General features: G+C 62.1%; 23 protein-coding genes. 19 read left to right on the forward strand and 4 right to left on the reverse strand.

Features of this window, described 5'->3' with window-relative positions:
• Positions 1-14 precede the first annotated feature (14 nt).
• The 15 genes from ACB035_RS02425 to ACB035_RS02495 all read left to right on the forward strand — a co-directional run bounded on the left by ACB035_RS02425 (position 15) and on the right by ACB035_RS02495 (position 15111).
• On the forward strand, positions 15-1421 hold the full coding sequence (locus ACB035_RS02425) for a YcjX family protein (protein WP_259587533.1): 1407 nt from the start codon (positions 15-17) through the stop codon (positions 1419-1421).
• A gap of 64 nt (positions 1422-1485) precedes the next feature.
• Positions 1486-2517: a YcjF family protein gene (locus ACB035_RS02430; protein ID WP_371166588.1), complete on the forward strand. Its 1032-nt coding sequence runs from the start codon at positions 1486-1488 to the stop codon at positions 2515-2517.
• A 190-nt stretch (positions 2518-2707) separates the two neighbouring features.
• Complete coding sequence (locus ACB035_RS02435) at positions 2708-3631, forward strand: LysR family transcriptional regulator (protein ID WP_019444923.1); 924 nt, start codon at positions 2708-2710, stop codon at positions 3629-3631.
• Between the two features lie 197 nt (positions 3632-3828).
• Positions 3829-4974, forward strand: a complete 1146-nt coding sequence (locus ACB035_RS02440; protein ID WP_103251399.1) for an ABC transporter substrate-binding protein — start codon at positions 3829-3831, stop codon at positions 4972-4974.
• A 143-nt stretch (positions 4975-5117) separates the two neighbouring features.
• Entirely contained in the window at positions 5118-6131 is a 1014-nt protein-coding gene (locus ACB035_RS02445; protein ID WP_371166589.1) for an ABC transporter ATP-binding protein, read from the forward strand.
• Complete coding sequence (locus ACB035_RS02450; RefSeq protein ID WP_005346227.1) at positions 6128-7096, forward strand: ABC transporter permease; 969 nt, start codon at positions 6128-6130, stop codon at positions 7094-7096. The genes ACB035_RS02445 and ACB035_RS02450 overlap by 4 nt, the downstream gene beginning before the upstream one ends.
• A gap of 35 nt (positions 7097-7131) precedes the next feature.
• A complete protein-coding gene (locus ACB035_RS02455; protein WP_042022426.1) occupies positions 7132-7959 on the forward strand; it encodes an ABC transporter permease in 828 nt (275 codons plus the stop codon).
• 29 nt (positions 7960-7988) lie between these two features.
• Complete coding sequence (locus tag ACB035_RS02460) at positions 7989-9419, forward strand: gamma-aminobutyraldehyde dehydrogenase (protein ID WP_019444919.1); 1431 nt, start codon at positions 7989-7991, stop codon at positions 9417-9419.
• A gap of 153 nt (positions 9420-9572) precedes the next feature.
• The gene (gene phhA / locus ACB035_RS02465) at positions 9573-10367 is read left to right on the forward strand and encodes a phenylalanine 4-monooxygenase (protein WP_371166590.1); all 795 of its coding nucleotides are present in this window, start codon (positions 9573-9575) and stop codon (positions 10365-10367) included.
• 63 nt (positions 10368-10430) lie between these two features.
• Positions 10431-10769, forward strand: coding sequence for a 4a-hydroxytetrahydrobiopterin dehydratase (locus ACB035_RS02470; protein WP_216978931.1), 339 nt, complete (start codon positions 10431-10433; stop codon positions 10767-10769).
• 50 nt (positions 10770-10819) lie between these two features.
• On the forward strand, positions 10820-10918 hold the full coding sequence (locus ACB035_RS02475; RefSeq protein WP_270905441.1) for a 4a-hydroxytetrahydrobiopterin dehydratase: 99 nt from the start codon (positions 10820-10822) through the stop codon (positions 10916-10918).
• A 148-nt stretch (positions 10919-11066) separates the two neighbouring features.
• Positions 11067-12614, forward strand: coding sequence for a transcriptional regulator TyrR (gene tyrR / locus ACB035_RS02480; protein ID WP_371166591.1), 1548 nt, complete (start codon positions 11067-11069; stop codon positions 12612-12614).
• Positions 12615-12803: 189 nt separating this feature from the next.
• Positions 12804-13361 (forward strand): YfiR family protein, encoded by a 558-nt coding sequence (locus ACB035_RS02485; protein WP_005333646.1) that lies wholly within the window; start codon positions 12804-12806, stop codon positions 13359-13361.
• Positions 13358-14587: a diguanylate cyclase domain-containing protein gene (locus ACB035_RS02490; protein ID WP_371166592.1), complete on the forward strand. Its 1230-nt coding sequence runs from the start codon at positions 13358-13360 to the stop codon at positions 14585-14587. Before ACB035_RS02485 ends, ACB035_RS02490 begins: the two co-directional genes overlap by 4 nt.
• Before the next feature lie 35 nt (positions 14588-14622).
• Positions 14623-15111, forward strand: coding sequence for an OmpA family protein (locus ACB035_RS02495; RefSeq protein ID WP_005333642.1), 489 nt, complete (start codon positions 14623-14625; stop codon positions 15109-15111).
• A 94-nt stretch (positions 15112-15205) separates the two neighbouring features.
• On the opposite strand, the gene ACB035_RS02500 is transcribed toward ACB035_RS02495, so the two are convergent.
• Positions 15206-15943: a TerC family protein gene (locus tag ACB035_RS02500; protein WP_042083356.1), complete on the reverse strand. Its 738-nt coding sequence runs from the start codon at positions 15941-15943 to the stop codon at positions 15206-15208.
• A gap of 120 nt (positions 15944-16063) precedes the next feature.
• Here ACB035_RS02500 and ACB035_RS02505 point away from each other — a divergent pair, with 120 nt between their 5' ends.
• The 3 genes from ACB035_RS02505 to ACB035_RS02515 all read left to right on the forward strand — a co-directional run bounded on the left by ACB035_RS02505 (position 16064) and on the right by ACB035_RS02515 (position 19320).
• Positions 16064-17179, forward strand: coding sequence for an ATP-NAD kinase family protein (locus ACB035_RS02505; RefSeq protein ID WP_371166593.1), 1116 nt, complete (start codon positions 16064-16066; stop codon positions 17177-17179).
• Between the two features lie 99 nt (positions 17180-17278).
• Complete coding sequence (locus ACB035_RS02510; RefSeq protein ID WP_005333639.1) at positions 17279-17557, forward strand: YfcL family protein; 279 nt, start codon at positions 17279-17281, stop codon at positions 17555-17557.
• Between the two features lie 98 nt (positions 17558-17655).
• Complete coding sequence (locus ACB035_RS02515) at positions 17656-19320, forward strand: AMP-binding protein (RefSeq protein WP_013723648.1); 1665 nt, start codon at positions 17656-17658, stop codon at positions 19318-19320.
• Between the two features lie 110 nt (positions 19321-19430).
• On the opposite strand, the gene ACB035_RS02520 is transcribed toward ACB035_RS02515, so the two are convergent.
• From ACB035_RS02520 to ACB035_RS02530, 3 genes are all read right to left on the reverse strand, one after another.
• A complete protein-coding gene (locus ACB035_RS02520) occupies positions 19431-20594 on the reverse strand; it encodes a PLP-dependent aspartate aminotransferase family protein (RefSeq protein ID WP_371166594.1) in 1164 nt (387 codons plus the stop codon).
• 127 nt (positions 20595-20721) lie between these two features.
• On the reverse strand, positions 20722-21765 hold the full coding sequence (locus ACB035_RS02525) for an isopenicillin N synthase family dioxygenase (RefSeq protein ID WP_371166595.1): 1044 nt from the start codon (positions 21763-21765) through the stop codon (positions 20722-20724).
• Between the two features lie 446 nt (positions 21766-22211).
• A complete protein-coding gene (locus ACB035_RS02530; RefSeq protein WP_021231373.1) occupies positions 22212-22850 on the reverse strand; it encodes an NAD(P)-dependent oxidoreductase in 639 nt (212 codons plus the stop codon).
• A 101-nt stretch (positions 22851-22951) separates the two neighbouring features.
• On the opposite strand from ACB035_RS02530, the gene ACB035_RS02535 reads away from it, so the two are divergent.
• The gene (locus tag ACB035_RS02535; protein ID WP_236396908.1) at positions 22952-23842 is read left to right on the forward strand and encodes a LysR family transcriptional regulator; all 891 of its coding nucleotides are present in this window, start codon (positions 22952-22954) and stop codon (positions 23840-23842) included.
• Positions 23843-23909 lie beyond the last annotated feature (67 nt).

The raw sequence follows: 23909 nt of genomic DNA on the forward strand, positions 1-23909 counted from the left end.
GAACGGGTCAAGCCTTGATACTCAATAAACTGGAACAGAAGTTGACTCGCCTGCAACACAAGGCGAACGACGTGGTGAACCGGGTGCGGGATCGCCATATTCGGCTGGCGGTGACCGGCCTCTCTCGCAGCGGCAAAACCGCCTTTATCACGGCGCTGGTCAACCAGCTGGAACACGCGGCCATCGACGGCCGTTTGCCATTGTGGGATGCCCTGCGTCAGGGGCGCATCCTCGGTGCCCGCCGGGTGCCGCAGCTCAATGCCCACATCCCCACCTTTGCCTACGAGCGTGGCCTCGACTCCCTGTTTGGCGATCCACCTGCCTGGCCCGAGCCGACCCGCGGCGTGGCCGAAGTGCGCCTCGAAATCCGCTATCGCACCCGTCACCCCCTGCGCAAGCATCTGGGGGAGATCTCCACCCTCTACGTGGATCTGGTGGACTACCCCGGGGAGTGGCTGCTCGACTTGCCGCTCCTTGAGATGAGCTACGAGCAGTGGAGCGAACAGGTGCGCGAGCAACTGCGCCGCCCAGAGCTGCAGGCTCTTGCCGCCAGCTGGCTGACACCCGGGTGGCAGGCCGATCAGCGCTTCGAAGAGCGGCCGGTGGCTGAGCTGGCCGAGCGCTACACCGCCTACCTGCATGCCTGCAAACAGGAGCTGGGATTGCACCTTATTCAACCCGGCCGTTTCGTGTTGCCGGGGGAGTATGCCGGTGCCCCCATGCTGCAATTTGTCCCCTGGGTGTGGGAGATGCCTGTCGGCGAGCCCGCCGATGGCACTCTTTACGCCACCCTCAAGCAGCGCTTCGAGCAGTACAAACAGCATCTGGTGCAGGGCTTCTACGAGCAGCACTTTGCCGGTTTTGATCGCCAGATCGTGCTGGTGGATTGCCTGCAGCCGCTTAACGCCGGGGCGGCCAGCTTTGGCGACATGCAGCAGGCCATCGCCCGCATCATGGAGAGCTTTGCCTACGGCAAGAGCAACTGGTGGCGGCGGCTCTTTTCGCCCCGTATCGACAAGCTGCTCTTTGTGGCGAGCAAGGCCGATCACGTCACCCCCGAACAACATGCGCCCATGGTCTCCCTGCTGCAGCATTTGGTACGCAGCGGTCGCGGTCAGGCCCGTTTTGAGGGGATCACCACCGAGTGTCTGGCGCTCGCCGCCATCAAGGCGACGGAAGTTGGCAAGGGGGTGGCCAATGGCCGCGAGTTCCCCGCCATCCGCGGCACCAGCCTGAGCGGTGAGCCGCTGCTGCTGTTCCCCGGGGAGGTGCCGCCTCATATTCCCCCCGCACAGTGGTGGAACAGTCAGGGTTTTGATTTTCAGGCGTTTCGCCCCATGCCCATGAGCCCCCATCAGGCGCTGCCCCATATCCGGCTCGATGCGGCGCTGGAGTTTCTGCTCGGGGATCACCTCGAATAACGGTGTGCGGCAGGGGTTGTTTCCTGCGCCGCCCGCAGGAGACTGTTTTCAGGAGAACAAGGCGATGAACGATCAGATAAAAGAGCGGCCACCGCTGCAGGGCAAGGTGATCCTTGAGCCTGCCTTGACGGTGGCCAGTGACGAGCGACCGCCCGCACCAGCCCAGCTGCTGGAGGAGGCGAGTTTCGAGCGCCTCGACGAGCTGGACGAGTTCACCGAGGTGGAGAGCGCCCTCGTCAGCAAACCGCGCCGCCGTCATCGGCTGCTGGCGTGGGGGTTGGGGGCAGTCGGTCTGCTCTCGTTGGGCCAGTATGGCGCCTTTCTTTACGATCAATTCCTCACCACCCCGCTCTGGGGCAGCGCCTGGCTGGCGGCCTCGGCGCTGGTCGCTGCGGGGACCGCCAGCGTGGTGGGGCGCGAGTGGCTGCGGCTACGCACCCTCAAGCGGCGTCAGGATGTGCGCTCGCAAGCAGAAGATCTGCTTGCTCATCAGGGAGTCGGGCAGGGGCAGGCCTTTTGCGAAGGGTTGGCGGTCAAAAGTGGCGACAAGGGGCGCGAGGGGTATCAAACCTGGCTGGCCCAGCTCGATGAGAGCCACAGCGATCGGGAGGTGCTGACCCTTTACAGTCAGCTGGTATTGAGCGAACGCGACAAGCTGGCGCAGGCGCGGGTGGCCAAATGGTCGGGGGAGGCCGCCGTGCTGGTGGCGCTCAGCCCGCTCGCCACCGTCGACATGATGCTGATGTTGTGGCGCAACCTGCGGATGATCGAAGATATCGCCGATGTCTATGCCATCGAACTTGGCTACTGGAGCCGCATACGCCTCATCCGTCAGGTGTTTCGCAACATGCTCTACGCCGGTGCCACCGAGCTGGTGACCGAGGTGGGGATGGATTTGCTGGGCGCCGAGTTTGCCGCCAAGCTCTCTGCCCGCGCGGCGCAAGGGGTGGGGGCCGGGCTGCTCACCGCTCGCCTTGGCCTGCGCACCATCGAAGCGTGCCGTCCGCTGCCCTGGTGTGCGGACGAGAAACCCAAACTGGGAGAGCTGCGCAAGCGGCTGATCGGCCAGCTGGCGGGGTATCTCAACAAATCCTGATAGCCCTGTCTGCACCTTGCTGCGATGACCCATGCCCCTGTTGTGCTCGCCAAGCCGCAGGGGCATGGTTTTAATCGGCAGATCATTGAGTTGGCAGCAGTGCCCGGTTTTGGCGAGGCGCCCGTTTACGGTTAAGCTGGCAGTCAATCTTACCAATCACACCAATAGTACCAATCGGCAAGGATGCCCGATGAACTTTACCTTTCGCCAGATCCGTTATTTTGTGGCCGTGGCCGACAGCTTTTCAGTGAGTCGTGCCGCCGCCGAGCTGCATATCTCCCAGTCGGCGGTCACCAGCGCCATTCGCGAACTGGAGACCGAGCTCGGCGCCCCGCTATTCGAGCGTAATCCGCGCGGCGTCACCCTCACCACTCAGGGCCACCAGTTTTTGCTCCACGCCCGCCGCATTCTCGGCGCCATGACCGAGGCGAGCCACTCCCTCAAAGCGGTGGCCCAGCAGGATCAGGGGCGACTCACCATCGGCGTGACCACATTGGTGGCGGGTTACTACCTCTCAGAGGCGCTTGGCCGCTTTCGCCGCGCCTTCCCGGCGGTGCAGATCGAGGTGAAGGAGGATGAACAGCCCTTCCTTGAGCACCAGATCGTCAATGGCGAGGTGGATGTGGGGATCCTGATGACCAACCGCACCATCCGGCAAGAGGCGTTTGATACCGAATTGCTGACCCGTTCGCCGCTGCGGCTCTGGCTGGCCGCCAACCACCCGCTCTGCGCCGAGTCGACCCTCTCGCTCACCGCGCTGGGGGAGGAGTCGATGATCTCGCTGACCGCCGATCAGCTCGATCAGATCATCGGTGGCGGCCTGCGCCGCTACGGCATCTCCCCCCGTATCGTGCTGCGCACCGCATCGGTGGAGGCTGTGCGCAGTCTGGTGGCGAGCCAGCTCGGGGTCGCCCTGTTGCCCGATTTTGCCTATCGCCCCTGGTCGCTGGAGCAGGAGCGGGTCGAGGCACGCCCCATCAAGGAGCCCATTCCCGCCATCGATATCGGACTGGTGTGGCGCCGTGGTTCTCGGCTGGATTGGACGGCGCGGGAATTTATCGATATCGCACGGGATCAGAGCCGGTTGCGGGCCCGTCAGGCGCTCCCTCGCTAGCCATCTCTTGCGGGGTAGCCACCAAAAATCAGATTCATCTGCACTCGATATCGATTTAGCTGATACCTGAGCCACCAAAAATTGAAATATTCATCGTATTGCCACTCCCCTAAGCTCATTGCTGGTTAACAGGATGTTAACGCCCATGGTGGCGTTCCTTCACCTGATGCAAGTCAACACAATGCAAGGAGTGCATGATGAAATTGACCCCTCTGATGCTGGCTCTTGTTCCGGCGCTGCTGGCAGGCCAGACCCAGGCTACCCCGACCGAGCTCGGCAAGGGTGAAGGCCAGCTCAATATCGTGGCCTGGGCTGGCTACGTTGAGCGTGGCGAGACCGACAAGAACTACGACTGGGTGACCGGATTCGAGAAAGAGACCGGCTGCAAGGTGAGCGTCAAGACGGCGGCCACCTCGGACGAGATGGTGGCGTTGATGAACGAGGGGGGCTTCGATCTGGTGACCGCCTCCGGCGATGCCAGTCTGCGTCTGATTGCCGGTGGCAAGGTGCAGGCGCTCAATCTGGCGCTCATCCCGAGCTACAGCAAGATTGATCCCCGGCTGCAAAATGCCCCTTGGCACACTGTGGATGGCAAGCACTACGGCGTGCCCTACCAGTGGGGCGGCAATATCCTGATGTACAACACCAAGGTGTTCCCCAAGGCACCGGACTCCTGGAACGTGGTGTTCGAGGAGCAGACCCTGGCGGATGGCAAGTCCAACAAGGGGCGGGTGCAGGCCTTTGACGGCCCGATCCACATCGCCGATGCCGCCCTCTATCTGATGACCCATCAGCCCGCCCTGGGCATCAAGGATCCTTACGAGCTGAACGAGGATCAGTACAAGGCCTCCCTCGATCTGCTGCGCAAGCAGCGCCAGCTGGTGGGACGCTACTGGCATGATGCCTTCGTCCAGATCGATGACTTCAAGAACGAAGGGGTGGTTGCGTCAGGCTCCTGGCCGTTCCAGGCCAATGCCCTGATTGCCGACAAGCAGCCCATCGCCACCACTGTGCCGAAAGAGGGAGTGACCGGTTGGGCCGATACCAGCATGGTGCACAGCGATGCCAAGAACCTCACCTGCGCTTACAAGTGGCTGGAGCACTCCCTGAGCAACAAGCTGCAGGGGGATCTCGCCGCCTGGTTTGGCTCGGTGCCTGTGGTACCTGCCGCCTGCGAAGGCAATGCCCTGCTGGGCCCGACCGGGTGCAAAACCAACGGTATCGACAACTTCGATCGGGTTCGCTTCTGGCGCACTCCGGTCTCCCAGTGCAAGAGCCAGGGAACTTGCGTGCCCTATTACCGCTGGGTTTCCGACTATATCGCCATTCTGGGCGGCCGCTAAGGCGGGGTGAGCAAGGTGGTCGGAACCGCTGCCACCTTGCCAACGGCAGGGGAGCTGCGCCTCCTCTGCACGACTGCCTAGACCGGATAATCAAGCGGGCCGGACAGGAGTCCGGCCCATCCCAGTACAGACAAGGATGCCCCATGAACGCCGTACAATTTGACCGGGTCAGCCGCCACTATGGCGAGGTGAAGGCGGTCGATGACATCTCTTTCCAGATCCCCTCTGGGGAATTCTTTACCCTGCTGGGGCCGAGCGGTTCCGGCAAGACCACCTGCCTGCGGATGATCGCGGGCTTCGAGTTCCCGAGCGACGGGGAGATCCGCCTGTTTGGCGAACCCTGCTCCACTGTGCCGCCCTATGATCGCAACCTCAATACCGTGTTTCAGGACTACGCCCTGTTTCCCAACATGGATGTGCGCGACAACATCGGCTATGGCCTGATGCTCAAGGGGGTCGCCAAGGCGGAGCGTTACCGCAAGGTGGACGAGATGCTGGAGCTGGTGCGACTGCCCGGGGTCGGCAAGCGCCGCCCGAGCCAGCTCTCCGGCGGCCAGCGCCAGCGCATCGCCATCGCCCGGGCGCTTATCAACCAGCCACGCATCCTGCTGCTGGATGAGCCGCTGGGGGCCCTCGATCTCAAACTGCGAGAGCAGATGCAGCTTGAGCTCAAGGCGCTGCAACGCCAGCTGGGCATCACCTTTATCTTCGTCACCCACGATCAGCAGGAGGCGCTCTCCATGAGCGACCGGATCTGCATCTTCAGTCAGGGCAAGATCGAGCAGATCGCTGCGCCCGATACCATCTACGACGCTCCGGCAACGCCGTTTGTGGCCCGCTTCGTTGGCACCGTCAATCTGTTCGAAGGGGAGCAGGCCAGACGGCTGTGCGGCGACGGCAGCCAGATGATGGTGCGCCCGGAGCGGATCCGGCTCGCTGAGGCGGGCGCGCCGGGCTGGTCGGGGGAGATCCGCGAGGTGGAGTATCTGGGCCCCTTCGTCCGTTATCGGGTTGATCTCGGGGAGCAGCTCGAGATCATTGTCAACCACCCCAATGAGGGGCAGGCCCGTCTGGCCCGTGGCAGCAGGGTCAGCCTCAGCTGGTCGGAGCAGGCCATCCATCGCCTGAGCGGCGCTCATCAAGGGGCGCAGCCATGAGTGCCCCTCACAGTGCGAGTCTTGCCATGAACCATCAGCCCGAACCTGCCCGTTTCAGGCCGCTGCGGCGCCTCTCGACCCTGCTCTATGGGCGGCCCGGCCTGCTGCTGGCGATCCTGCTGGGGCCGCCGCTGCTGTGGCTCGGCATCATCTATGTCGGCTCCTTGCTGATGTTGCTCTCCAACTCCTTGTTCGGGCTGGACGAGTTCAGCGGTCAGGTGCGCCACGAGCTGGGGCTGCAAAACTTCGTCGCCCTGCTGCGACCGGAGAATCTGGATGTGATCGGCCGCACCGTCGGCATGTCGCTGCTGGTGACCCTGGCCTGCGCCCTGCTCGGTTTTCCGGTTGCCTACTACATGGCGCGCTACACCAGTGGCAAGACCCGGGCGCTGTTTTATGTGGGGATCATGCTGCCGCTCTGGTCCAGCTATCTGGTACGGGTCTATGCCTGGAAGCTGATCTTGGCCAAAGAGGGGGTGGTGAGCTGGCTGGCCGACAGCATGGGGTTGGAGTGGCTGCTCGATGCCATCCTCTCCCTGCCGGTGATAGGTGGCCCGTCGCTCTCTTTCTCGCGGCTCGGCACCTTTATCGTGTTCGTCTATGTCTGGCTGCCCTTCATGATCCTGCCCATTCAGGCGGCGGTGGAGCGTATACCGCGATCCCTGCTGGAGGCGAGCAGCGATCTGGGGGCGACACCCGCCCAGACCTTTCGCAACCTGATCCTGCCGCTGGCGTTGCCCGGTGTGGTGGCGGGCTCCATCTTCACCTTCTCGCTGACCCTCGGTGATTACATCATCCCCGGCATTATCGGCAACTCGACCATGTATATCGGTCAGGTGGTCTACATGCAGCAGGGAACGGCGGGCAACCTGCCCTTCGCCGCCGCCTTCTCGCTGGTGCCGATCCTTATCATCGCCATCTATCTGGCGATTGCGAAACGACTGGGGGCTTTTGATGCGCTTTGACCATCTCGCTCTGAACCGGCAGCAAGGAGGCCGTCATGTCAGCTAGCTCAGTGATCAGTCAGGGAGAGCGCCCTTCGGGCCTGCTCAAGTACGCCGCCATTGGCGGGCTCTTGTTCCTGCACTTTCCCATTCTGTTTATCTTCCTCTACGCCTTCACCAGCGAGAGCAAGAGTTACCAGTTTCCGCCCCCCGGGCTCACCCTCAAGTGGTTCGAGGTAACCCTCAATCGCCCCGATGTGTGGCGCGCCATCCAGCTGTCGCTGGAGGTTGCTGGGCTGGCGACGCTGGCGGCCATGATCCTCGGCACCTTGGCGGCAGGGGCCATTGCCCGCAGCCGCTTCTTCGGTCAGGAGGTGGTGTCGCTCTTGCTGGTGCTGCCCATCGCGCTGCCCGGTATTGTCACCGGTATCGCGCTGCGCTCGGCCTACGGCTTGATGGAGATCCCGTTCAGCTTCTGGACCATCGTTATCGGCCACGCCACCTTTTGTGTGGTGGTGGTCTACAACAATGCGCTGGCCCGTTTTCGCCGCACCAACCAGAGCCTCATCGAGGCGTCGATGGATCTCGGGGCCGACGGCTTCCAGACCCTGCGCTACGTGATCCTGCCCAATCTGGCCACGGCGCTGCTGGCGGGGGGCATGCTGGCCTTTGCCCTGAGCTTTGACGAAGTGATTGTCACTACCTTCACGGCGGGCCAGCAGACCACGCTGCCCATCTGGATGTATCAGGAGCTGATCCGTCCCCGAGACAGGCCGGTCACCAACGTGGTGGCCCTCATCATAGTGGCCTTCACCACTATCCCTATTTTGCTTGCCTACTACCTCACTCGCGACACCCATGATGTCGCTGGCAGTGGCAAATGATGACTCAACGCGTGCGCAAGGATGCAACCATGAAACTCTCTACCCAACTCTTGATTGATGGCCAGTTTGTGACCGGCGAGGGGCAGGCCGAACCCATTCTCAACCCGGCCAACGGCGAACAGATCGCCGCCGTGCCCGAAGCCTCGTTCGAACAGGTGAACCGAGCGGTGAACGGTGCCCAGCGCGCCTTCGCCCAGTGGAGCCGCACTACCCCTGCCCAGCGCAGCAACCTGCTGCTGCGTCTGGCGGATCTCGTCGAGCGCCACGCCGAGGAGTTTGCGGCGCTCGAATCCCTCAACTGCGGCAAGCCCTATCTGGCCGTGCTCAACGACGAGCTGCCCGCAGTGGTGGACTGCTTCCGCTTCTTTGCCGGGGCGGCCCGCTGCCTGCAAGGGCCGCTGGCGGGGGAGTATCTCGAGGGGCACACCAGCATGATCCGCCGCGATCCCATCGGGGTGGTGGGCAGTATTGCCCCCTGGAACTACCCGCTGATGATGGCGGCCTGGAAGATGGCGCCGGTGCTGGCGGCGGGCAATACGGTGGTGCTCAAACCCTCCGAGCAGACCCCGCTTACCGCGCTGCGTTTGGCTGAGCTGGCCAGCGAGATCTTTCCCCGCGGCGTTATCAACGTCATCTGCGGGCGGGGCGAGAGTGTGGGGGCGCCGCTGGTGGAGCACCCGCTGGTGCGGATGGTGTCGCTCACCGGCGATATCGCCACCGGCCAGAAGATCCTGCAAAGCGCCGCCCGCACCATGAAACGCACCCACCTTGAACTGGGGGGCAAGGCGCCGGTGATCATCTTCGACGATGCGGATCTGGAGGCCGTAGTGGCAGGCATTCGCACCTTCGGTTTCTACAACGCAGGGCAAGATTGCACCGCCGCCTGCCGTATCTATGCCCAGGGCAAGATCTACGACAAGTTCGTCGCCGCCATGACCGATGCGGTGGCCTCCATCAAGGTGGGAAGCCAGTACGAGGAGGGGGTGGAGATGGGGCCGCTTATTTCGGACAGACAGCGCAACCGGGTCGCCAGCTTTGTCGAGCGGGCCCAGAGCAGCGGTCATGTGGAGGTGACGGCGGGGGGCAAGATCCGCCCAGGCAACGGCTTCTTCTTCGAGCCGACCCTGATTGTCGGGGCCCGTCAGGAGGATGAGATCGTGCGCCGCGAGGTGTTTGGCCCTGTGGTGTCGGTGACCCGTTTCAACGATGCCGAGCAGGTGGTGCAGTGGGCCAACGACTCGGACTATGGCCTCGCCTCGTCGGTCTGGACCAAAGATCTGAGCCTCGCCAGCAAGGTGGCCAGCCACCTGCAATATGGCTGCACCTGGATCAACACCCACTTCATGCTCACCTCCGAGATGCCCCACGGCGGCATGAAGATGTCGGGCTACGGCAAGGATCTCTCCCTCTATGCGCTGGAGGATTACACGGTGCCGCGCCATATCATGGTCAAGTTGTAGTGGGGATTGGTGAGCGGGTTGTCACAATTTATTTACAACTGTTTCAGGCAGCCGACTCATGGGTCGGCTGCTTTTTTTGTTGCCATTTCGTTACAGTGAAATCGTGATGAAACGGCAAGGCGCCTTGATGTGGCGCCAGAGGATGGAACCGCTATGGCAACCTTTTACACCGCCCACCAGCCGGATGCTGACGGGGTGATCCACTACAGCAACGAAGAGCACGGCACCTGGCAGATCCTGATCGAACGTCAGTTCGCCGCTCTTGCTGGCAAGGGGTGTAACGAGTATCTGGCCGGTCTCGACAGGCTTGGGCTGCCCCGTGATCGCATCCCCCAGCTGGCCGAGATCAACGCTGTCTTGCAGCCCGCTACCGGCTGGTCGGTGGCGGCGGTGCCTGCGCTTATCTCGTTCGATCGCTTCTTCGCCCTGCTGGCCAACCGCCAGTTTCCGGTAGCCACCTTTATCCGGCGCCGGGACGAGCTCGACTACCTGCAAGAGCCCGATATCTTTCACGAGATCTTTGGCCACTGCGCCATGCTGACTAATCCGGCCTTTGCCCACTTCACCCACCTATACGGTCAGTTGGGGCAGCAGGCGAGCAAGGAGCAGCGGGTTTTTCTGGCGCGGCTCTACTGGTTCACCGTGGAGTTTGGCCTGCTGGCAACGCCCGACGGGCTGCGTATCTACGGTGGCGGCATTCTCTCCTCCATCGGTGAGACCGCCTATGCCCTCTCCGGCCAGCCGCTGCTGCAACCTTTCGATCTGTTGACCGTGCTGCGCACCCCGTATCGCATCGACATCATGCAGCCCACCTATTTTGTGCTGCCGAGTCTCGAGCATCTCTACCAACTGACTGGGGAGGAGATCATGGCTGCTCTGGCCGAGGCCAGTCGTCTTGGCCTCTATCCGCCACGTTTTGAGGTTCCCGCTGGCAAACAGGCGAGCTGACCAAAAGCAAACAACCCTATTTCATTTTCATTAATTTTTCATTAATTCAAGCAGGAGTAACCCATGTCCGAACTGGCCAGCCAACAGTGTGAAGCGTGTCGCGCCGATGCCCCCAAGGTGAGCGATGAGGAGCTGCGTGAGCTGATGCAGCTTATTCCCGACTGGCAGCCGCTGGTGGAGGGGGGGGCGCTGCAACTGCGGCGGGAATTTACGTTTCGCAACTTCAAGGAGGCGCTGGCGTTTACCAACCGCCTGGGCGAGCTGGCGGAGGCAGAGTTCCATCATCCGGCCATCCTGACCGAGTGGGGCAAGGTGACCGTCAGCTGGTGGACCCACAAGATCGGCGGATTACACCGCAACGACTTCATCATGGCTGCGCGTACAGACCAATTGCCCAGATAACCTGAGAACAGGTTGAGGCGGAGTATCCCCCTTCCTGCATTTCTGACCGAATGGGGGAGGTGACCGTCAGCTGGTGGATGCATAAGATCGGCGGCTTGCATCGCAACGACTTCATCATGGCGGCGCGCACCGATCAGTTGCTCCGGTAATCGCACCCCACACCAGCGTCATCGGTTGACCCGGGCCTGCCTGCGAAAGCGGGGCAGGCCCGCATTTTTATGGGCTGGCGCTCGCACTGGGGGGATCGAGACTGTATTATCCGCTCATTCATAGAGTTAGCTAGGAAGTGTGTCCCGAATGCGTCTTGAAGTCAGCTGTGAAGACCGCCTGGGCCTGACCCGGGAACTGCTCGACCGCCTGGTGGAGCACAATATCGATCTGCGCGGCATCGAAATCGATACCTCAGGCATCATCTATCTCAACTTTCCCGAGCTGGAGTTCAGTGATTTTCAGCACCTGATGCCGGAGATCCGCCGCATTCCCGGCGTCTACGACGTCAAGACCATCCCCTACATGCCTTCCGAGCGAGAGCATCACGAGATCGAGGCGCTGCTCAAGGCGCTGCCGGACCTGGTCTTCTCCCTCGACAGCAAGGGCAAGGTGACCCAGGCCAACCAGTCGGCCCTCACCACCCTCGGCTTGTCGGTGGAGGAGGTGCGCGGCGCGGCGCTCGGTTCGCTGGTCAAGGGCTTCTCCTTCACCCGCTGGCTGGAGGCGAGCGAGATCAAGCCGCAGACCTGCAAGCTCAGTTTCAATGGCGAAGAGTATCTGGCAGATCTGATGCCGCTGTTCGTGGCAGAAGCCCGCGGCAAGCAGGCGCTGGCCGGTGCCGTGGTGGTGCTCAAATCTGCCCGTCGGGTCGGCCTGCACTTCAGCGCGCTTCATGCGGTGGAAGTGGGGGGCTTTGAGCATCTGCAGGCCGAGAGTCCCAAGATGAAAGAGGTGCTGTCGCAAGCGCGCAAACTGGCGATGCAGGATGCGCCGCTGCTGATTGTCGGCGAGACCGGCACCGGCAAGGAGCTGCTGGCCCGCGCCTGTCACGGGGCCAGCCTGCGCTCCAGCCACCCCTTTATGGCCCTCAACTGTGCCGCCATGCCCGATAACGTGGCCGAGAGCGAGCTGTTTGGTTATGCCCCCGGCGCCTTTGGCAACAACACCGAGGGCAAGCGCGGCGTGCTGGAGCTGGCGAGCGGCGGCACCCTGATGCTGGACGAGATCGGCGACATGTCTCCCCATCTGCAGACCAAGTTTTTACGGGTGCTGCAGGATGGGGTATTCCGCCGGGTCGGTGACGAGCAAGAGGTGAAGGTCAACGTGCGTTTCATCTGCACCACCCAGAAGCAGTTGCTGGATCTGGTGCACGAAGGAACCTTCCGCGAGGATCTCTACTATCGCCTCAACGTGCTCAGTCTGGCGCTGCCCCCCCTGCGCGAGCGCAAGGCGGACATCATGGTGCTGGCCCAGCAGTTTGTCTCCCGCTTTGCCAGCGAGTTGCAGCGACCCCGTCCGCGCTTTACCCGCAACATGGCCGATTACCTGACCGCCTACCGCTGGCCGGGCAACGTGCGTCAGCTGCGCAACTGTCTCTACCGTGCCATGACCCTGCTGGAAGGGGATGAGCTGGGGCCCGAGCAGATCGACCTGCCGGTGGCGGCCGATACCATGCCGCTGATCGACGAGTGGTTTGAGGGGAATCTCGACGATGCGGTGAAGCGCTTCGAGAGCCAGCTGCTGGCTCGGCTCTATCCCGCCTTCCCGTCAACGCGCCAGCTGGCCAAACGCCTGGGCGTGTCGCATACCGCCATCGCCAACAAGCTGCGAGAATACGGCATCAGCAAGAAGTGATTTCCGTCTTGTTGCCTGCCACCAGAGAGCCCGTTACCAGACGGGCTCTCCGTTTTCTTTACACGAACTCTGTAGTTTATGGCGGGGTGAGACTTGTCAGGCCAGTGTCAGCCAACTTACTATCTGGGTTCATGTACCCGAACCGCAATGCCATAGCAGCGGTATTGTCAAGGCGACCACCTCCCGATCATGCTGTTACTCTTTTCCCCCCGTTTAACTGCCCGTCTTGCGCTCCTGTTGGTTGCGTTTGGCCTGCTGTTGCCCCGCGCGCTGGCGGAAACGGCCGCAGAGAGCCGGGCGACGGCGGTCAGGGAGCTGGTGCTCGATATCATGAGTTACACCCGCTGGCCCACCGAGCCTGCGGTGCTGCGTATGTGCGTGGCGGCGCCGACCGAATATGCCGGCGCCCTCTTTACCATCGATCGTCAGGCCAATGGCCGTACCGTGCAGGTCCATCGTTACGAGGCGAGCGATCCGGCTATCAGCGATCACTGCGATGTGCTCTATCTGGGAGTGCTCGACGAGCCGACCCGGATTGCGCTGTTTGCCCGCCTGCAGGGGCACCCTGTGCTCAGCATCAGCGAATACAACCACGACTGTTCCACCAGCTCGGTGTTCTGCCTGCAGACCTCGCCGGACAGCGTGCGGGTGCGGTTTAAAGTGAACCTCGATGCCCTGGCCCTGAGCGGCGTGCGGGTGCATCCCGCCGTGCTCAAGCTGGCCCATGCCGACAAGGGGGTCCCATGAGACGACAGGTGAGCGCGGCTCCCCGCCGTCTGACCCTGCGTCAGAGCCTGGGGCGAACCCATCTGGTGGCCGCCATCACAGCCGTCAGCGTGGCGGGACTCTTTTTTACACTGGTGGCCCTGCTGGTAGTGCGTTTTTACGCCGACCACAATCTGGAGCTGGTAGGCCGCGCCATCAGCTACAGCGCCGAGGCGGCGGTGGTGTTCCACGATGAGGAAGCGGCGAGCGAGGCGCTCAGTGGTATCGTTGCCAAGGAAGAGGTGGCCGAAGCCACTATCGTGCTGACCAATGGTCAGCTGCTTGCCAGTTGGGAGCGCCCCAGAAGCAATCCGCTGGTGACGCTCGAAGACTATCTGGCCCAACTGCTGATGCCGGGGCCTGTCAAACTCCCCATGCTGCGGGGTGGTGAGCAGATCGCCACCATCGAGCTGCGCGGCCACGGTGAATATCTGTTGCTGTTTTTGCTCTCGGCGCTGCTGGCGATGGTGGTTTGCCTGATGCTGAGCGCCATGGTGGCACTCTATGTGGCTGACCGGATGCAGGTCTCCATCACCGCACCGCTGCGCAAACTGGCACTTGTCGCCCACTCGGTACGCCGACAGCGCACCCTGGGGATGCGGGCACCACCGGCCGATATCGTCGAGATTAACGAGCTGGGGGATGACTTCAACTCCCTGCTGGACGAGCTGCAAGCCTGGCAGGCCCAGCAGGCCCGCGAAAATGCCAGCCTGCTCCATCAGGCGACTCACGATGCCCTCACCGGACTGCCCAATCGCGCCCTGTTTGAAGCGCGGCTCGCGCAGGCCATCTCCCTCGGCGAGCAAGAGGGGTTTGCGCTGCTCTATCTCGACTGCGATCGCTTCAAGCAAATTAATGACACGCTGGGGCACAACGCCGGTGACGATGTGCTGATCGCGCTCTCAAGACGGGTACAACATCAGCTGCGTCCGGATGATCTGGTGTTTCGCCTCGGTGGTGACGAGTTTGCGGTGTTGGTTGGCCCACTCCAGCGACAGCATCAGGTGGAAGAGGTGATTGGCCGCATCCAGCAGGCGATGAGCGAACCGGTGGCGCTGCGTGACGGTCGTCAGCTGGTGGCCGAGGTGAGTGTCGGCTTCGCCGTCTATCAGGCGGGCATGAGTGCCAGCGTGCTGTGTGATCAGGCTGATGCAGCCATGTATCTGGCGAAACGGGCGCGCCGCAGCGAACAGAAAACCATCGCCTGACTGGCAAGAATAACAACATAAACAAGGAGCAAACCATGAAGATCACCCACCTGTTGAAAGTGACCCTGCTGGGGTTGATGTTGTCGCTGCTGGCCGGTTGCCAGAGCGCGCCCAAGGGGTTGACCCCGGAGCAAATCGCCGTGCTCAAGGAGCAGGGCTTTTATCTGACCGATGAGGGGTGGACGCTGGATCTGGCCAACCGGGTGCTGTTTGCCAACAACGTGGGGGCGCTCAATCCCCAGACTCGCCAATCCGTTGAAAAACTGGGTAAAACACTGCTTGGTGTAGGGTTGGACAAGGCGCGGGTGGATGGCCACACCGATAATACCGGCGAGAGCAGCTACAACCAGCAACTCTCACTGAAGCGGGCCCAGTCGGTGGCCGATGTGCTGGTCTCGGTCGGCATGAAGCCAGCCAATCTGGAGATCCATGGCCGTGGCGAGACCATGCCGCTGGCAGATAACAAGACCAGAGAGGGCCGGGCCGCCAACCGCCGGGTTGCCATCGTCATCAGCGATCAATAACCCTTTCATCGTTTCGTTACCCATAAAAAAGAGCGCCCGACCGGCGCTCTTTTTGATCGCGACAGCTGGGGTCGCGGGGGCATGTGGGGCAGGGTTACTGCGCGCTATTTTGCCCGTTATTGTCGTGATGACTGCGCAGGCGGATGTTGATCATCTCCACCACCAGCGAGAAGGCCATGGCGAAGTAGATGTAGCCCTTCGGAATATGCAGATCCATCCCCTCGGCCATCAGGGCGAAGCCCACCAGGGTGAGGAAGGAGAGGGCCAGCATCTTGATGGTGGGGTGGTTGTCGACGAAATCACCGATGGATTTGGCGGCAAACATCATGATGAAGACGGCAATCATGATGGCCAGCACCATCACCGGCACGTGATCGGCCATGCCGACCGCGGTGATCACCGAGTCGAGGCTGAACACGATATCGAGGATGGCGATCTGGATCAGGGTGCTGATAAAGCCAGAGGCCGCTTTGCTGACGCTCTCCGGCTCGGCCGCCCCTTCCAGGGTGACGTGGATCTCGTGGGCACTCTTGCCGATGAGGAACAGGCCACCCAGCAGCAGGATCAGATCGCGGCCGGAGATGGCTTCACCCAGCACGGTGAAGAGCGGATCGGTGAGGCGCATCACCCAGGCCAGCGAGAGCAGCAGCAGGATCCGGGTACCCATGGCGAGCCCCAGACCCAGAATGCGCGCTTTTTGACGCTGCGCCTCCGGCAGGCGACCTACCAGGATGGAGATAAAGATGATGTTGTCGATGCCCAGCACGATCTCGAGCAGGGTAAGGGTGGCGAGTGCGACCCAGGCAGAGGGATCAAGAACCCATTCCAGCATGATTGAACCTTGGTTGAAAATTGGTTGGAAAATTGAAGCAGCGCATTCTAGCAGGGGCGCCACTGCTTGTCCCAGAGGGGGGAAAAGATAAAAATGGTGGCCATCGCAAGGGAGGCAGGCATGTTTCGATTAGGGTTCATTATTAATCCGGTCGCCGGGATTGGCGGTGCAGTGGGGCTCAAGGGCAGTGACGGTGTGGTTGCCGAGGCGCTGGCCCGAGGCGCTGTGCCCAAAGCGCAGGAGCGGGCGCGGCAAGCTCTGTTGCCACTGTGCGAGCTGAGCGTCCCGTTTGAACTGCTGACGGTGGCGGGAGAGATGGGGGAGGCGGTAGCCCGCGAGCTGGGGTTGCCCTGTCGGGTCATCTATCAACCGGCCGGGGAGAGCACCTCGGCCGATGATACCCGCCACGCCGCCGAGCTGATGTGCGAAGCCGGGGTCGATCTGCTGCTGTTTGCCGGTGGCGATGGTACGGCGCGGGATATCTGCGCCGCGGTGGGGGAGTCTTGCCATGTGCTCGGCATTCCCGCGGGGTGCAAGATCCACTCCGGCGTCTACGGGGTGACGCCCGCAGCCAGCGGGCGGGTGGTGGCGCGGATGATTGCAGGGGAACTGCTCAGCCTGATCGATGCCGAGGTGCGCGACATCGACGAAGAGGCGTTTCGCGCGGGCAAGGTGCGGGCCCGCCACTACGGCCAGCTGAAGGTGCCCAGCGATCTGCGTTACGTACAGGCGGTAAAACAGGGGGGCAAGGAGTCCGAAGAACTGGTGCTGGCGGATCTCGCCGCCGGTGTGGTGGAGCAGATGGAGCCCGATACCCTCTATCTGATGGGCTCCGGCAGCACGGTGGCAGCCTGTATGGCAGAGCTCGGTCTGGAAAATACTTTGCTCGGTGTGGATCTGGTGGAAAATGGCCGACTTATCGGGCAGGATCTCAGCGCCGCCGAGATCCTGACCCGGATCCGCGGCCGTCGCTGCCGACTGATCATTACCCTGATCGGCGGACAGGGACATCTGTTCGGGCGCGGAAATCAGCAATTGAGTCCTGAGGTGATTCGGTGTGTCGGGCTGGACAATATCCAGGTGCTGGCAACCAAAGCCAAGCTTGCCGCCCTTGCGGGCAGGCCGCTGCTGGTGGACACCGATGATCCCGAATTAAACCGGGCGTTGCGTGGTTATCTGCGAATAACCACGGGATACAAGGATCAGGTCATCTACCCGGTGGCCAACCCGGAATAGGACGCCAAGGACGCTGCTGGCCTGGCGCCAGAGAGCTGCAATCAACCGGATTGCGGTTCCATACCCCCGAATTTTTTGCCGCAAATGAGGCTGCGTTACATGACGATTCACGATTTTGAGCACAAGTTGTTGGGACTGATCGACAGCATGGTTGCCACCGCGACCGACGATGAGCTGTTTGCGGGGGGTTACCTGCGAGGTCATATCTCATTGGCCGTTGCCCGGGCCGAGCTGGAAGGCAAGACCCTGGTGCGGGACGTCAAGAGCTATGTGCTGCGCAGCCTCAACGAGGCGATCTTGCAAGGTGAGCTATCTGAAGAGGATGAAAAACTGGTGCAGGCGATGTGGAGTCGTTTGCAACAAGACGCAGAAGCTTGATCGGATACACAATTCAAACTGAAGTTTGAGTTTATCCTTCCCCTGAAGTTAGTGAAAGGTTAATAATAAGTTTCGCCTTTTGTTTCAGGGATTAAACTATGGCCTCCTCCTCACGCATTGCCAATAAACTGCCGCTCGAGATGCTCTATCACTGGGAGCGGCAGTGTCCTGATCGAACCTACCTGCGTCAAACCATCAACCGCGAATATGTCGATTTCACCTGGGGTGAAGTGGCCGATGAAGCGCGGCGGATGGTGACGGCCTTGCGTCACCTCGGTCTGGTGGCGGGTGACAAGGTGGCGCTGCTCTCCAAGAACTGCGCCCAGTGGTTTATCGCCGATCTGGCGATGCAGATGGGGCAGTATGTGAGCGTGCCCATCTACCCGACTGCCAACGTCGACACCATCGAATATGTGCTGCGCCACAGCGAGGCCAAGGCGATCTTCGTCGGCAAGCTGGATGACTGGAAGAGTCAGGAGGCTGGCGTACCCGCTGATCTGCTGCGCATCGCCTTCCCCTATGACACCATGCCGGCCAGCCACCAGTGGGATGACCTGCTGGAGGCGCACGAGCCGATCCCTGACAGCCCGGTGCAGGCCCCTGACTCCCTGCTGAGTCTGGTCTACACCTCTGGCAGCACCGGCAAGCCGAAAGGGGCGATGCTGAGCGTCGAGCGTTACGCCTGGTCGTGCGAGAAGCTGGTGGAGACGGTGAGCCTGAGCCAGGCCGATCGGGGCTTCTCCTACCTGCCGCTGGCCCACATTACCGAGCGGGTCTACATCTACGGCGGCAGTCTCTATGGCGGCGCTACCATCGCGTTCCCTGAATCTCTCGACACCTTTATCGAAGATGTCAAACGCTGCCGTCCCACCGTCTTTATCTCGGTGCCACGGCTGTGGGCCATGTTCCGCATCAAGATCCACGAGAAGCTGCCCCAGAACAAACTGGAGTTGCTGCTCAAGATCCCGCTTATCTCCGGCCTGATCAAACGCAAGCTGCAAAAGGGGCTTGGGCTGGATCAGGCCCGGGTACTCGGCTGCGGCTCTGCGCCTGTCTCTCCTGCGCTGCTTGAGTGGTATCTGAGCATCGGCCTCAAGGTGACGGAAGCCTGGGGTATGACCGAGAACCACGCCTACTCAACCATCAACTACCCGTTCCGCGCCGACAAGATCGGCACCGTCGGCAAGGCGGGGATCGGGGTGACCATCAAGATCTCCGACGAGGGGGAGATCCTCTGCCGCTGCGAAGGGATGATGCTGGGTTACTACAAGGATCCCGAGCACAGCGCCGAGGCCATCGATGCCGAGGGGTGGCTGCACACCGGTGACATGGGCAAGCTGGACAAGGAGGGTTATCTCACCATCACCGGCCGGATGAAGGATGTGTTCAAGACCGCCAAGGGCAAGTATGTGGCGCCGGTGCCCATCGAGGGACTGCTGGGGCAGGAGCCCATCATCGAACAGCTCTGCGTGATTGGTTACGGCATGCCCCAGCCCATTGCGCTGGTGCAGCTGGCCGAGAGTGCCATGAAGGGCAATCGGGAGGAGGTCAACGCCAGACTGGAAGCGGCGCGGGTACGGGTCAACGATCAGCTGGAATCTCATGCCAAAATTCGCGGCATTCTGGTAGTGAAGACTCCCTGGAATATCGAGAACGGCGTGCTGACTCCCACCATGAAGATCAAGCGTCACCTGCTGGAGCAAAAGTACGCCCAGGTCGGGGATCGCTGGCCCTCATCCCAAGTGGTGGTGTGGGAGGAGTAAATCCCGCATTTTCCACATCGCGGCAAACAACAACGGCCCTTGATGGGCCGTTGTTGTGTTTGGGGCATATCACTCGCCGCTGTTTTGTCGGCGAGTAAAAGCGCGCCCGGTTAGATCTGCGCCAGCGCGGCGGCCAGATCGGCGATCAGATCGTCCGCATCTTCCACCCCGATGCTGAAGCGGATGAGGTCGTCGTTGACCCCGGCGGCGAGGCGGCTCGCCTCGTCCATGGCGGCGTGGGTGGTACTGGCCGGATGGCAGGCAAGACTCTCGAGATCCCCCAGACTCACCGCCTGCACGAATAGCTGCAGGTTGTCGAGCAGGGTGGCGCAGCGCTCAAACCCGCCCTCCAGCTCGATGCTCACCATGCCGCCAAAGCCGCTGGCGAAGGCGCCGAGGGCATCGTGGCCCGGATGGCTGGCAAGCCCCGGGTAAATCACCTTCTTCACCGCCGGATGGGCGGCCAGAAACTCGGCCACTTTCTGGGCATTGTGTAGGTGGGCATCCATCCGCAGCGGCAGGGTCTTGACCCCGCGTTGCAGCAGGTAGGCCTCCTGCGGGCCGATGGGGGAGCCGATATGCTTGAGGGCCACGGTGCGGATCGACTTCATCAGAGCGTGGGAGCCCGCCACCACCCCGGCGATGATGTCGCCGTGGCCGCCCAGATACTTGGTGCCGCTGTGCATCACTACATCGACCCCGAGTTCCAGCGGACGCAGCAGGTAGGGGGTGAGGAAGGTGTTGTCACATACCGTAATGGCGCCCACCTTGCGGGCCGCTTCCACCACCAGCCGCGGATCCACCACCGTGAGGGTGGGGTTGGTCAGGGTTTCGAACAGTACCACCTTGGTAGCAGGGCGGATGTTGGCCAGCAGATCCCGATCGCTCTCGTAGGCGGTGACCTTGATACCGGCGCGGCTGAAGGTCTGCTTGAGGAACGCATCGGTGCCGCCGTAGAGCGGGCCGATATAGGCCACCTCATCGCCGCTGTCGGCCAGGGCATACATGATGGCGCTCACCGCCGCCATGCCGCTCGCCACCACCAGCGCTTCGTCAGCCCCTTCCAGCGCCGCCAGCTTCTGCTCCAGCTCGGCGGTGGTGGGGTTGCCAAAGCGGCTGTAGATAAAGCCGGGGGCCTGACCTGCAAAGCGCTCCTTGCCCGCCTGGGCGTTGAAGTAGCTGAAGGTGCTGCTTTGGTAGAGCGGGGTGGTGAGGGCGCCGGTCTGGGGGTCGATCCGCTGGCCGCTGTGTACGCTCATGGTCTTGAATTTCATCGTGTTGCTCCGTGATGGCCTAGCTCTGGCCATGACTTGTTTTGTTGCTTGTTGTTCGTTGTCAGGGCGGGTATATCCATGCTGCTTGTGGCTTATGCATATACCCGCCGGCGGATCTCTGCGCTGCTCAGGCCGGTATCGCTTCGCTTTCAGTGCGCGGGAGGCGAGCCGGCTCCAACGGCCCATAGTGACGGGCCGCCACATCCGGGTGGGAGCGCAGCCGCCCTTTCAGCACGTTCTCCCCCACCTGATTAAAGAGCGGGTTGGTCGGCTCACTCTCCGGCCCTTGCGCCTGCGCTGCCAGTTCGGGTGAGAGGGTGAGCAGGGGCACGGTGGCATCGAGCCGCGCCGCCATAAAGAAGGCGCAGGAGAGGCGCGATACGCCGGACGGCGGGCTCACCACCCGATGCAGGGTCGCCTTGAGATAGCCGTTGGAGGCCAGCTCCAGCAGCTCGCCGATATTGACCACCAGCGCTCCCGGCAGGGGGGGCGCGGAGATCCAGCCGTCGGCCGTCTCGACCTCAAGCCCTGAATGATTGTCCTGCATCACCAGCGTCAGGTAGCCGGGATCCTTGTGAGCGCCGACCCCCTGACTGCTGCCGCCCGCCTCTTGCCCCGGGTAGTGAATCAGCTTCATGTGCTGGTAGGGGGCGCCGCGAATACTGTCGTCAAACACGTTGGCCGGTTGCTCCAGCACCTCGGCGAAGGCCGCGAGCAGGGTGAGGGTGATATCGCTCAGCCGCTCCTGCCACGCCAGTAGATGGGCTTTCATCTCTGGCAGGGCGCTTGGCCACTGGTTGGGGCCGATCAGCCGCCGCCAGGGTTCACGGATCAGGGCCGCAGGCAGGGCTTGCGCCTCATTCATGATATCGAACTGCTCTCGCAGATCCGGCCGCTGGCGGGTCAGCTCGGCACCGACCCGGTTGTAGCCGCGAAAGTGGGGGCTGTTGACCATCTGCACCGCCAACTTCTCCTGCTCCGGCAGAGCAAAGAAGCGCTCTGCCAGCGCCAGGGTCTCTAGCATCTCAACCTTGCTCAAGCCGTGGCCGACCAGATAGAAAAAGCCCACATCGCGGGCGGCCGCGGCCAGCCTGGCCAGCATAGGGCGACGCACCTCGGGCGCCCCCTTGAGGGCAGCCAGATCGATGATCGGCAGTGGTGAATGTTCCATGTGCACCTCCTCACTCTTTCGTTATCTCTGGCGCCATCTCTTGCACTGCCTCCGCTGTTGGCAGACCTGATAAGCGGCAAACGGGATGGCGCGACAGTGTGTCGGTATGCGCTGCGGTGTGGCGCCATCTGGAATAAGGGGGATGCTACTGTTCGGTGTTATAAGACGGAAACAACAAATTATTCTTAGTTATATACAAAATTCGAAACTGAATTCGGTGACTGATGGGCTGAAGGTTTTTTGCGCAGCCATTGCGGGGTAAAGGGGCAATGATGAGGGGGAGAGTGATAACCAGAGGCAAGCTGCCAGTGGCAAAAAATGACCAAAACAGAAAATGGCCAAAACAGAAGGGAGGCGGATGCCTCCCTTCTGGTTGAGCGGTTTTTCACCTGACCGAAAGCACAGGCGAGTGACCGCGTATTCTGGCCTTAACCGCCTGCTGGCTCTCAGTAACCCAGGGTAAAGCGCTGGCGCTGGTGAGCTGGTTTTTCCACCTCGTTCAGCACGCCATCGGCCAGATCTCCGGCGGTGATCCCGGCAGGCTGTTCGCCGCTGAACAGCACCTGATCGCCACCAATCCGATAGCCGCCGCGCTTCTCGCCCGGTTCGAGGAACACCGGGGGAGAGACAAAGCGCCAGTCGAGGGTGGTTTCACGGCGCAGGGCGGTGAGACCGTCGCGGGCCGCCAGCGCCCCCTGTTTCCACTCGGCCGGAAACTCAGGGGTATCCACCAGTTGCACGCCGGGGGCAACCTCCAGACTGCCGGCGCCACCTACTACCAGCAGCCAGCTGTTGGCCGCTTTGGCTGCTGCGACGATCGCGTTGGCGCCCTTGAGGTACTGGTCGTAGATATCCGGTGTGGTCCAGCCCGGGTTGTAGGCGCTGATCACCCGATCGTGCCCCTTGAGCACCTCGGCCAACGCCTGCGGGTTTTGGGCATCTACCGCCACGGCGGTGACCTGCGGATGGGCGGCCACTTTGCTGACATCGCGGACGATGGCGGTGACGTGATGGCCGCGGCTGATGGCCTCGTTCAGGATGGCTGAACCGACAAAACCACTGGCACCGATCAGGGCAATCTTCATGGGGAACTCTCCTTCACTGTTGGAATGGGGCTATCCTACGCCGCCATTTATGATTTAATAATCACCTCAAAAATGCATTCACTTATAAGCTGGATTTAATAATGGAACAGCTCAGACGTTACGCCATCTTCGCCGCCGTGGTGGAAGCGGGCAGCATGACAGGGGCAGCCAAATCCCTTGGCATGACCCCCTCCGCCGTCAGTCAGCATATCAGCCAGCTGGAAAGCCTGCTCGGACTGCCCCTGCTCCATCGCTCCACCCGTCGTCTCAGTCTGACCGAGGCGGGAGAGGTGGTGTGGCAAGGGTGCCGGGCGCTGCAGCAGACCCTGAGCGAGACCGAGTTGCGCCTCTCGGAGGTGCGCGACGCCCTGCTCGGTGAAGTGCGGATCACCGCCCCGGTGGGGATGGCTGGCCAGCCGCTGGCGCTGGCCCTCTCACCGCTGCTGCAGGCCCACCCCGGCCTCACTATCCAGATCATCGCCGACGACGAGAAACGGGATCTCATTGCCGAGCGGATCGATGTGGCACTGCGGGTCGGCACCTTGCCCGACTCAACCCTGGTTGCCCGTAAACTGGGGCAAACCCGTATGCTGCTCTGCGCAGCTCCCGCCTATCTGGCGCGCAAGGGGACGCCGCGCACACCCACCGATCTGGCCACTCACGACTGGCTCTGTGGCGACATGCTGGGCAACGGTTTGCTGCTGCAGGATGAAAAGGGGGGCGAGCACAGGGTGAGGTTCAAGGCCAAGGTGCTCTGCAATAACGTGTTGCCCCTGCGCCAGTTTGCGCTGGCGGGGCAGGGGATCTCGCTGCAACCGGAGGGAGAAATTGGCGAGGATCTGGCACAGGGGCGTCTGCTCGAACTGTTGCCTGGTTTTCGGGTGCAGCCGATGGAGATCCACGCCATCACGCCGCAGCGGGAGATCCCGGAGAAAGTGCGGCGGGTGGTGGTGGCGCTTCGCAGCTACTTCGGCACGACGATGTCGTCATGAGCTGCGCCTTAATGGTTGAGAAAAGGCCCCCGATTATCCTGAAGGAGGGATTATCCATAGGCGGTTT

The sequence above is a fragment of the Aeromonas sp. S12(2024) genome, assembly GCF_041402305.1.
Taxonomy (GTDB): Bacteria; Pseudomonadota; Gammaproteobacteria; order Enterobacterales; family Aeromonadaceae; genus Aeromonas; species Aeromonas veronii.

Coding starts and splice junctions, on each gene's coding strand:
- ACB035_RS02430 (WP_371166588.1), top strand. CDS start 1,486: ATGAACGATCAGATAAAAGAGCGGCCACCGCTGCAGGGCAAGGTGATC.
- ACB035_RS02435 (WP_019444923.1), top strand. CDS start 2,708: ATGAACTTTACCTTTCGCCAGATCCGTTATTTTGTGGCCGTGGCCGAC.
- ACB035_RS02440 (WP_103251399.1), top strand. CDS start 3,829: ATGAAATTGACCCCTCTGATGCTGGCTCTTGTTCCGGCGCTGCTGGCA.
- ACB035_RS02445 (WP_371166589.1), top strand. CDS start 5,118: ATGAACGCCGTACAATTTGACCGGGTCAGCCGCCACTATGGCGAGGTG.
- ACB035_RS02450 (WP_005346227.1), top strand. CDS start 6,128: ATGAGTGCCCCTCACAGTGCGAGTCTTGCCATGAACCATCAGCCCGAA.
- ACB035_RS02455 (WP_042022426.1), top strand. CDS start 7,132: ATGTCAGCTAGCTCAGTGATCAGTCAGGGAGAGCGCCCTTCGGGCCTG.
- ACB035_RS02460 (WP_019444919.1), top strand. CDS start 7,989: ATGAAACTCTCTACCCAACTCTTGATTGATGGCCAGTTTGTGACCGGC.
- phhA (WP_371166590.1), top strand. CDS start 9,573: ATGGCAACCTTTTACACCGCCCACCAGCCGGATGCTGACGGGGTGATC.
- ACB035_RS02470 (WP_216978931.1), top strand. CDS start 10,431: ATGTCCGAACTGGCCAGCCAACAGTGTGAAGCGTGTCGCGCCGATGCC.
- ACB035_RS02475 (WP_270905441.1), top strand. CDS start 10,820: ATGGGGGAGGTGACCGTCAGCTGGTGGATGCATAAGATCGGCGGCTTG.
- tyrR (WP_371166591.1), top strand. CDS start 11,067: ATGCGTCTTGAAGTCAGCTGTGAAGACCGCCTGGGCCTGACCCGGGAA.
- ACB035_RS02485 (WP_005333646.1), top strand. CDS start 12,804: ATGCTGTTACTCTTTTCCCCCCGTTTAACTGCCCGTCTTGCGCTCCTG.
- ACB035_RS02490 (WP_371166592.1), top strand. CDS start 13,358: ATGAGACGACAGGTGAGCGCGGCTCCCCGCCGTCTGACCCTGCGTCAG.
- ACB035_RS02495 (WP_005333642.1), top strand. CDS start 14,623: ATGAAGATCACCCACCTGTTGAAAGTGACCCTGCTGGGGTTGATGTTG.
- ACB035_RS02500 (WP_042083356.1), bottom strand. CDS start 15,943: ATGCTGGAATGGGTTCTTGATCCCTCTGCCTGGGTCGCACTCGCCACC.
- ACB035_RS02505 (WP_371166593.1), top strand. CDS start 16,064: ATGTTTCGATTAGGGTTCATTATTAATCCGGTCGCCGGGATTGGCGGT.
- ACB035_RS02510 (WP_005333639.1), top strand. CDS start 17,279: ATGACGATTCACGATTTTGAGCACAAGTTGTTGGGACTGATCGACAGC.
- ACB035_RS02515 (WP_013723648.1), top strand. CDS start 17,656: ATGGCCTCCTCCTCACGCATTGCCAATAAACTGCCGCTCGAGATGCTC.
- ACB035_RS02520 (WP_371166594.1), bottom strand. CDS start 20,594: ATGAAATTCAAGACCATGAGCGTACACAGCGGCCAGCGGATCGACCCC.
- ACB035_RS02525 (WP_371166595.1), bottom strand. CDS start 21,765: ATGGAACATTCACCACTGCCGATCATCGATCTGGCTGCCCTCAAGGGG.
- ACB035_RS02530 (WP_021231373.1), bottom strand. CDS start 22,850: ATGAAGATTGCCCTGATCGGTGCCAGTGGTTTTGTCGGTTCAGCCATC.
- ACB035_RS02535 (WP_236396908.1), top strand. CDS start 22,952: ATGGAACAGCTCAGACGTTACGCCATCTTCGCCGCCGTGGTGGAAGCG.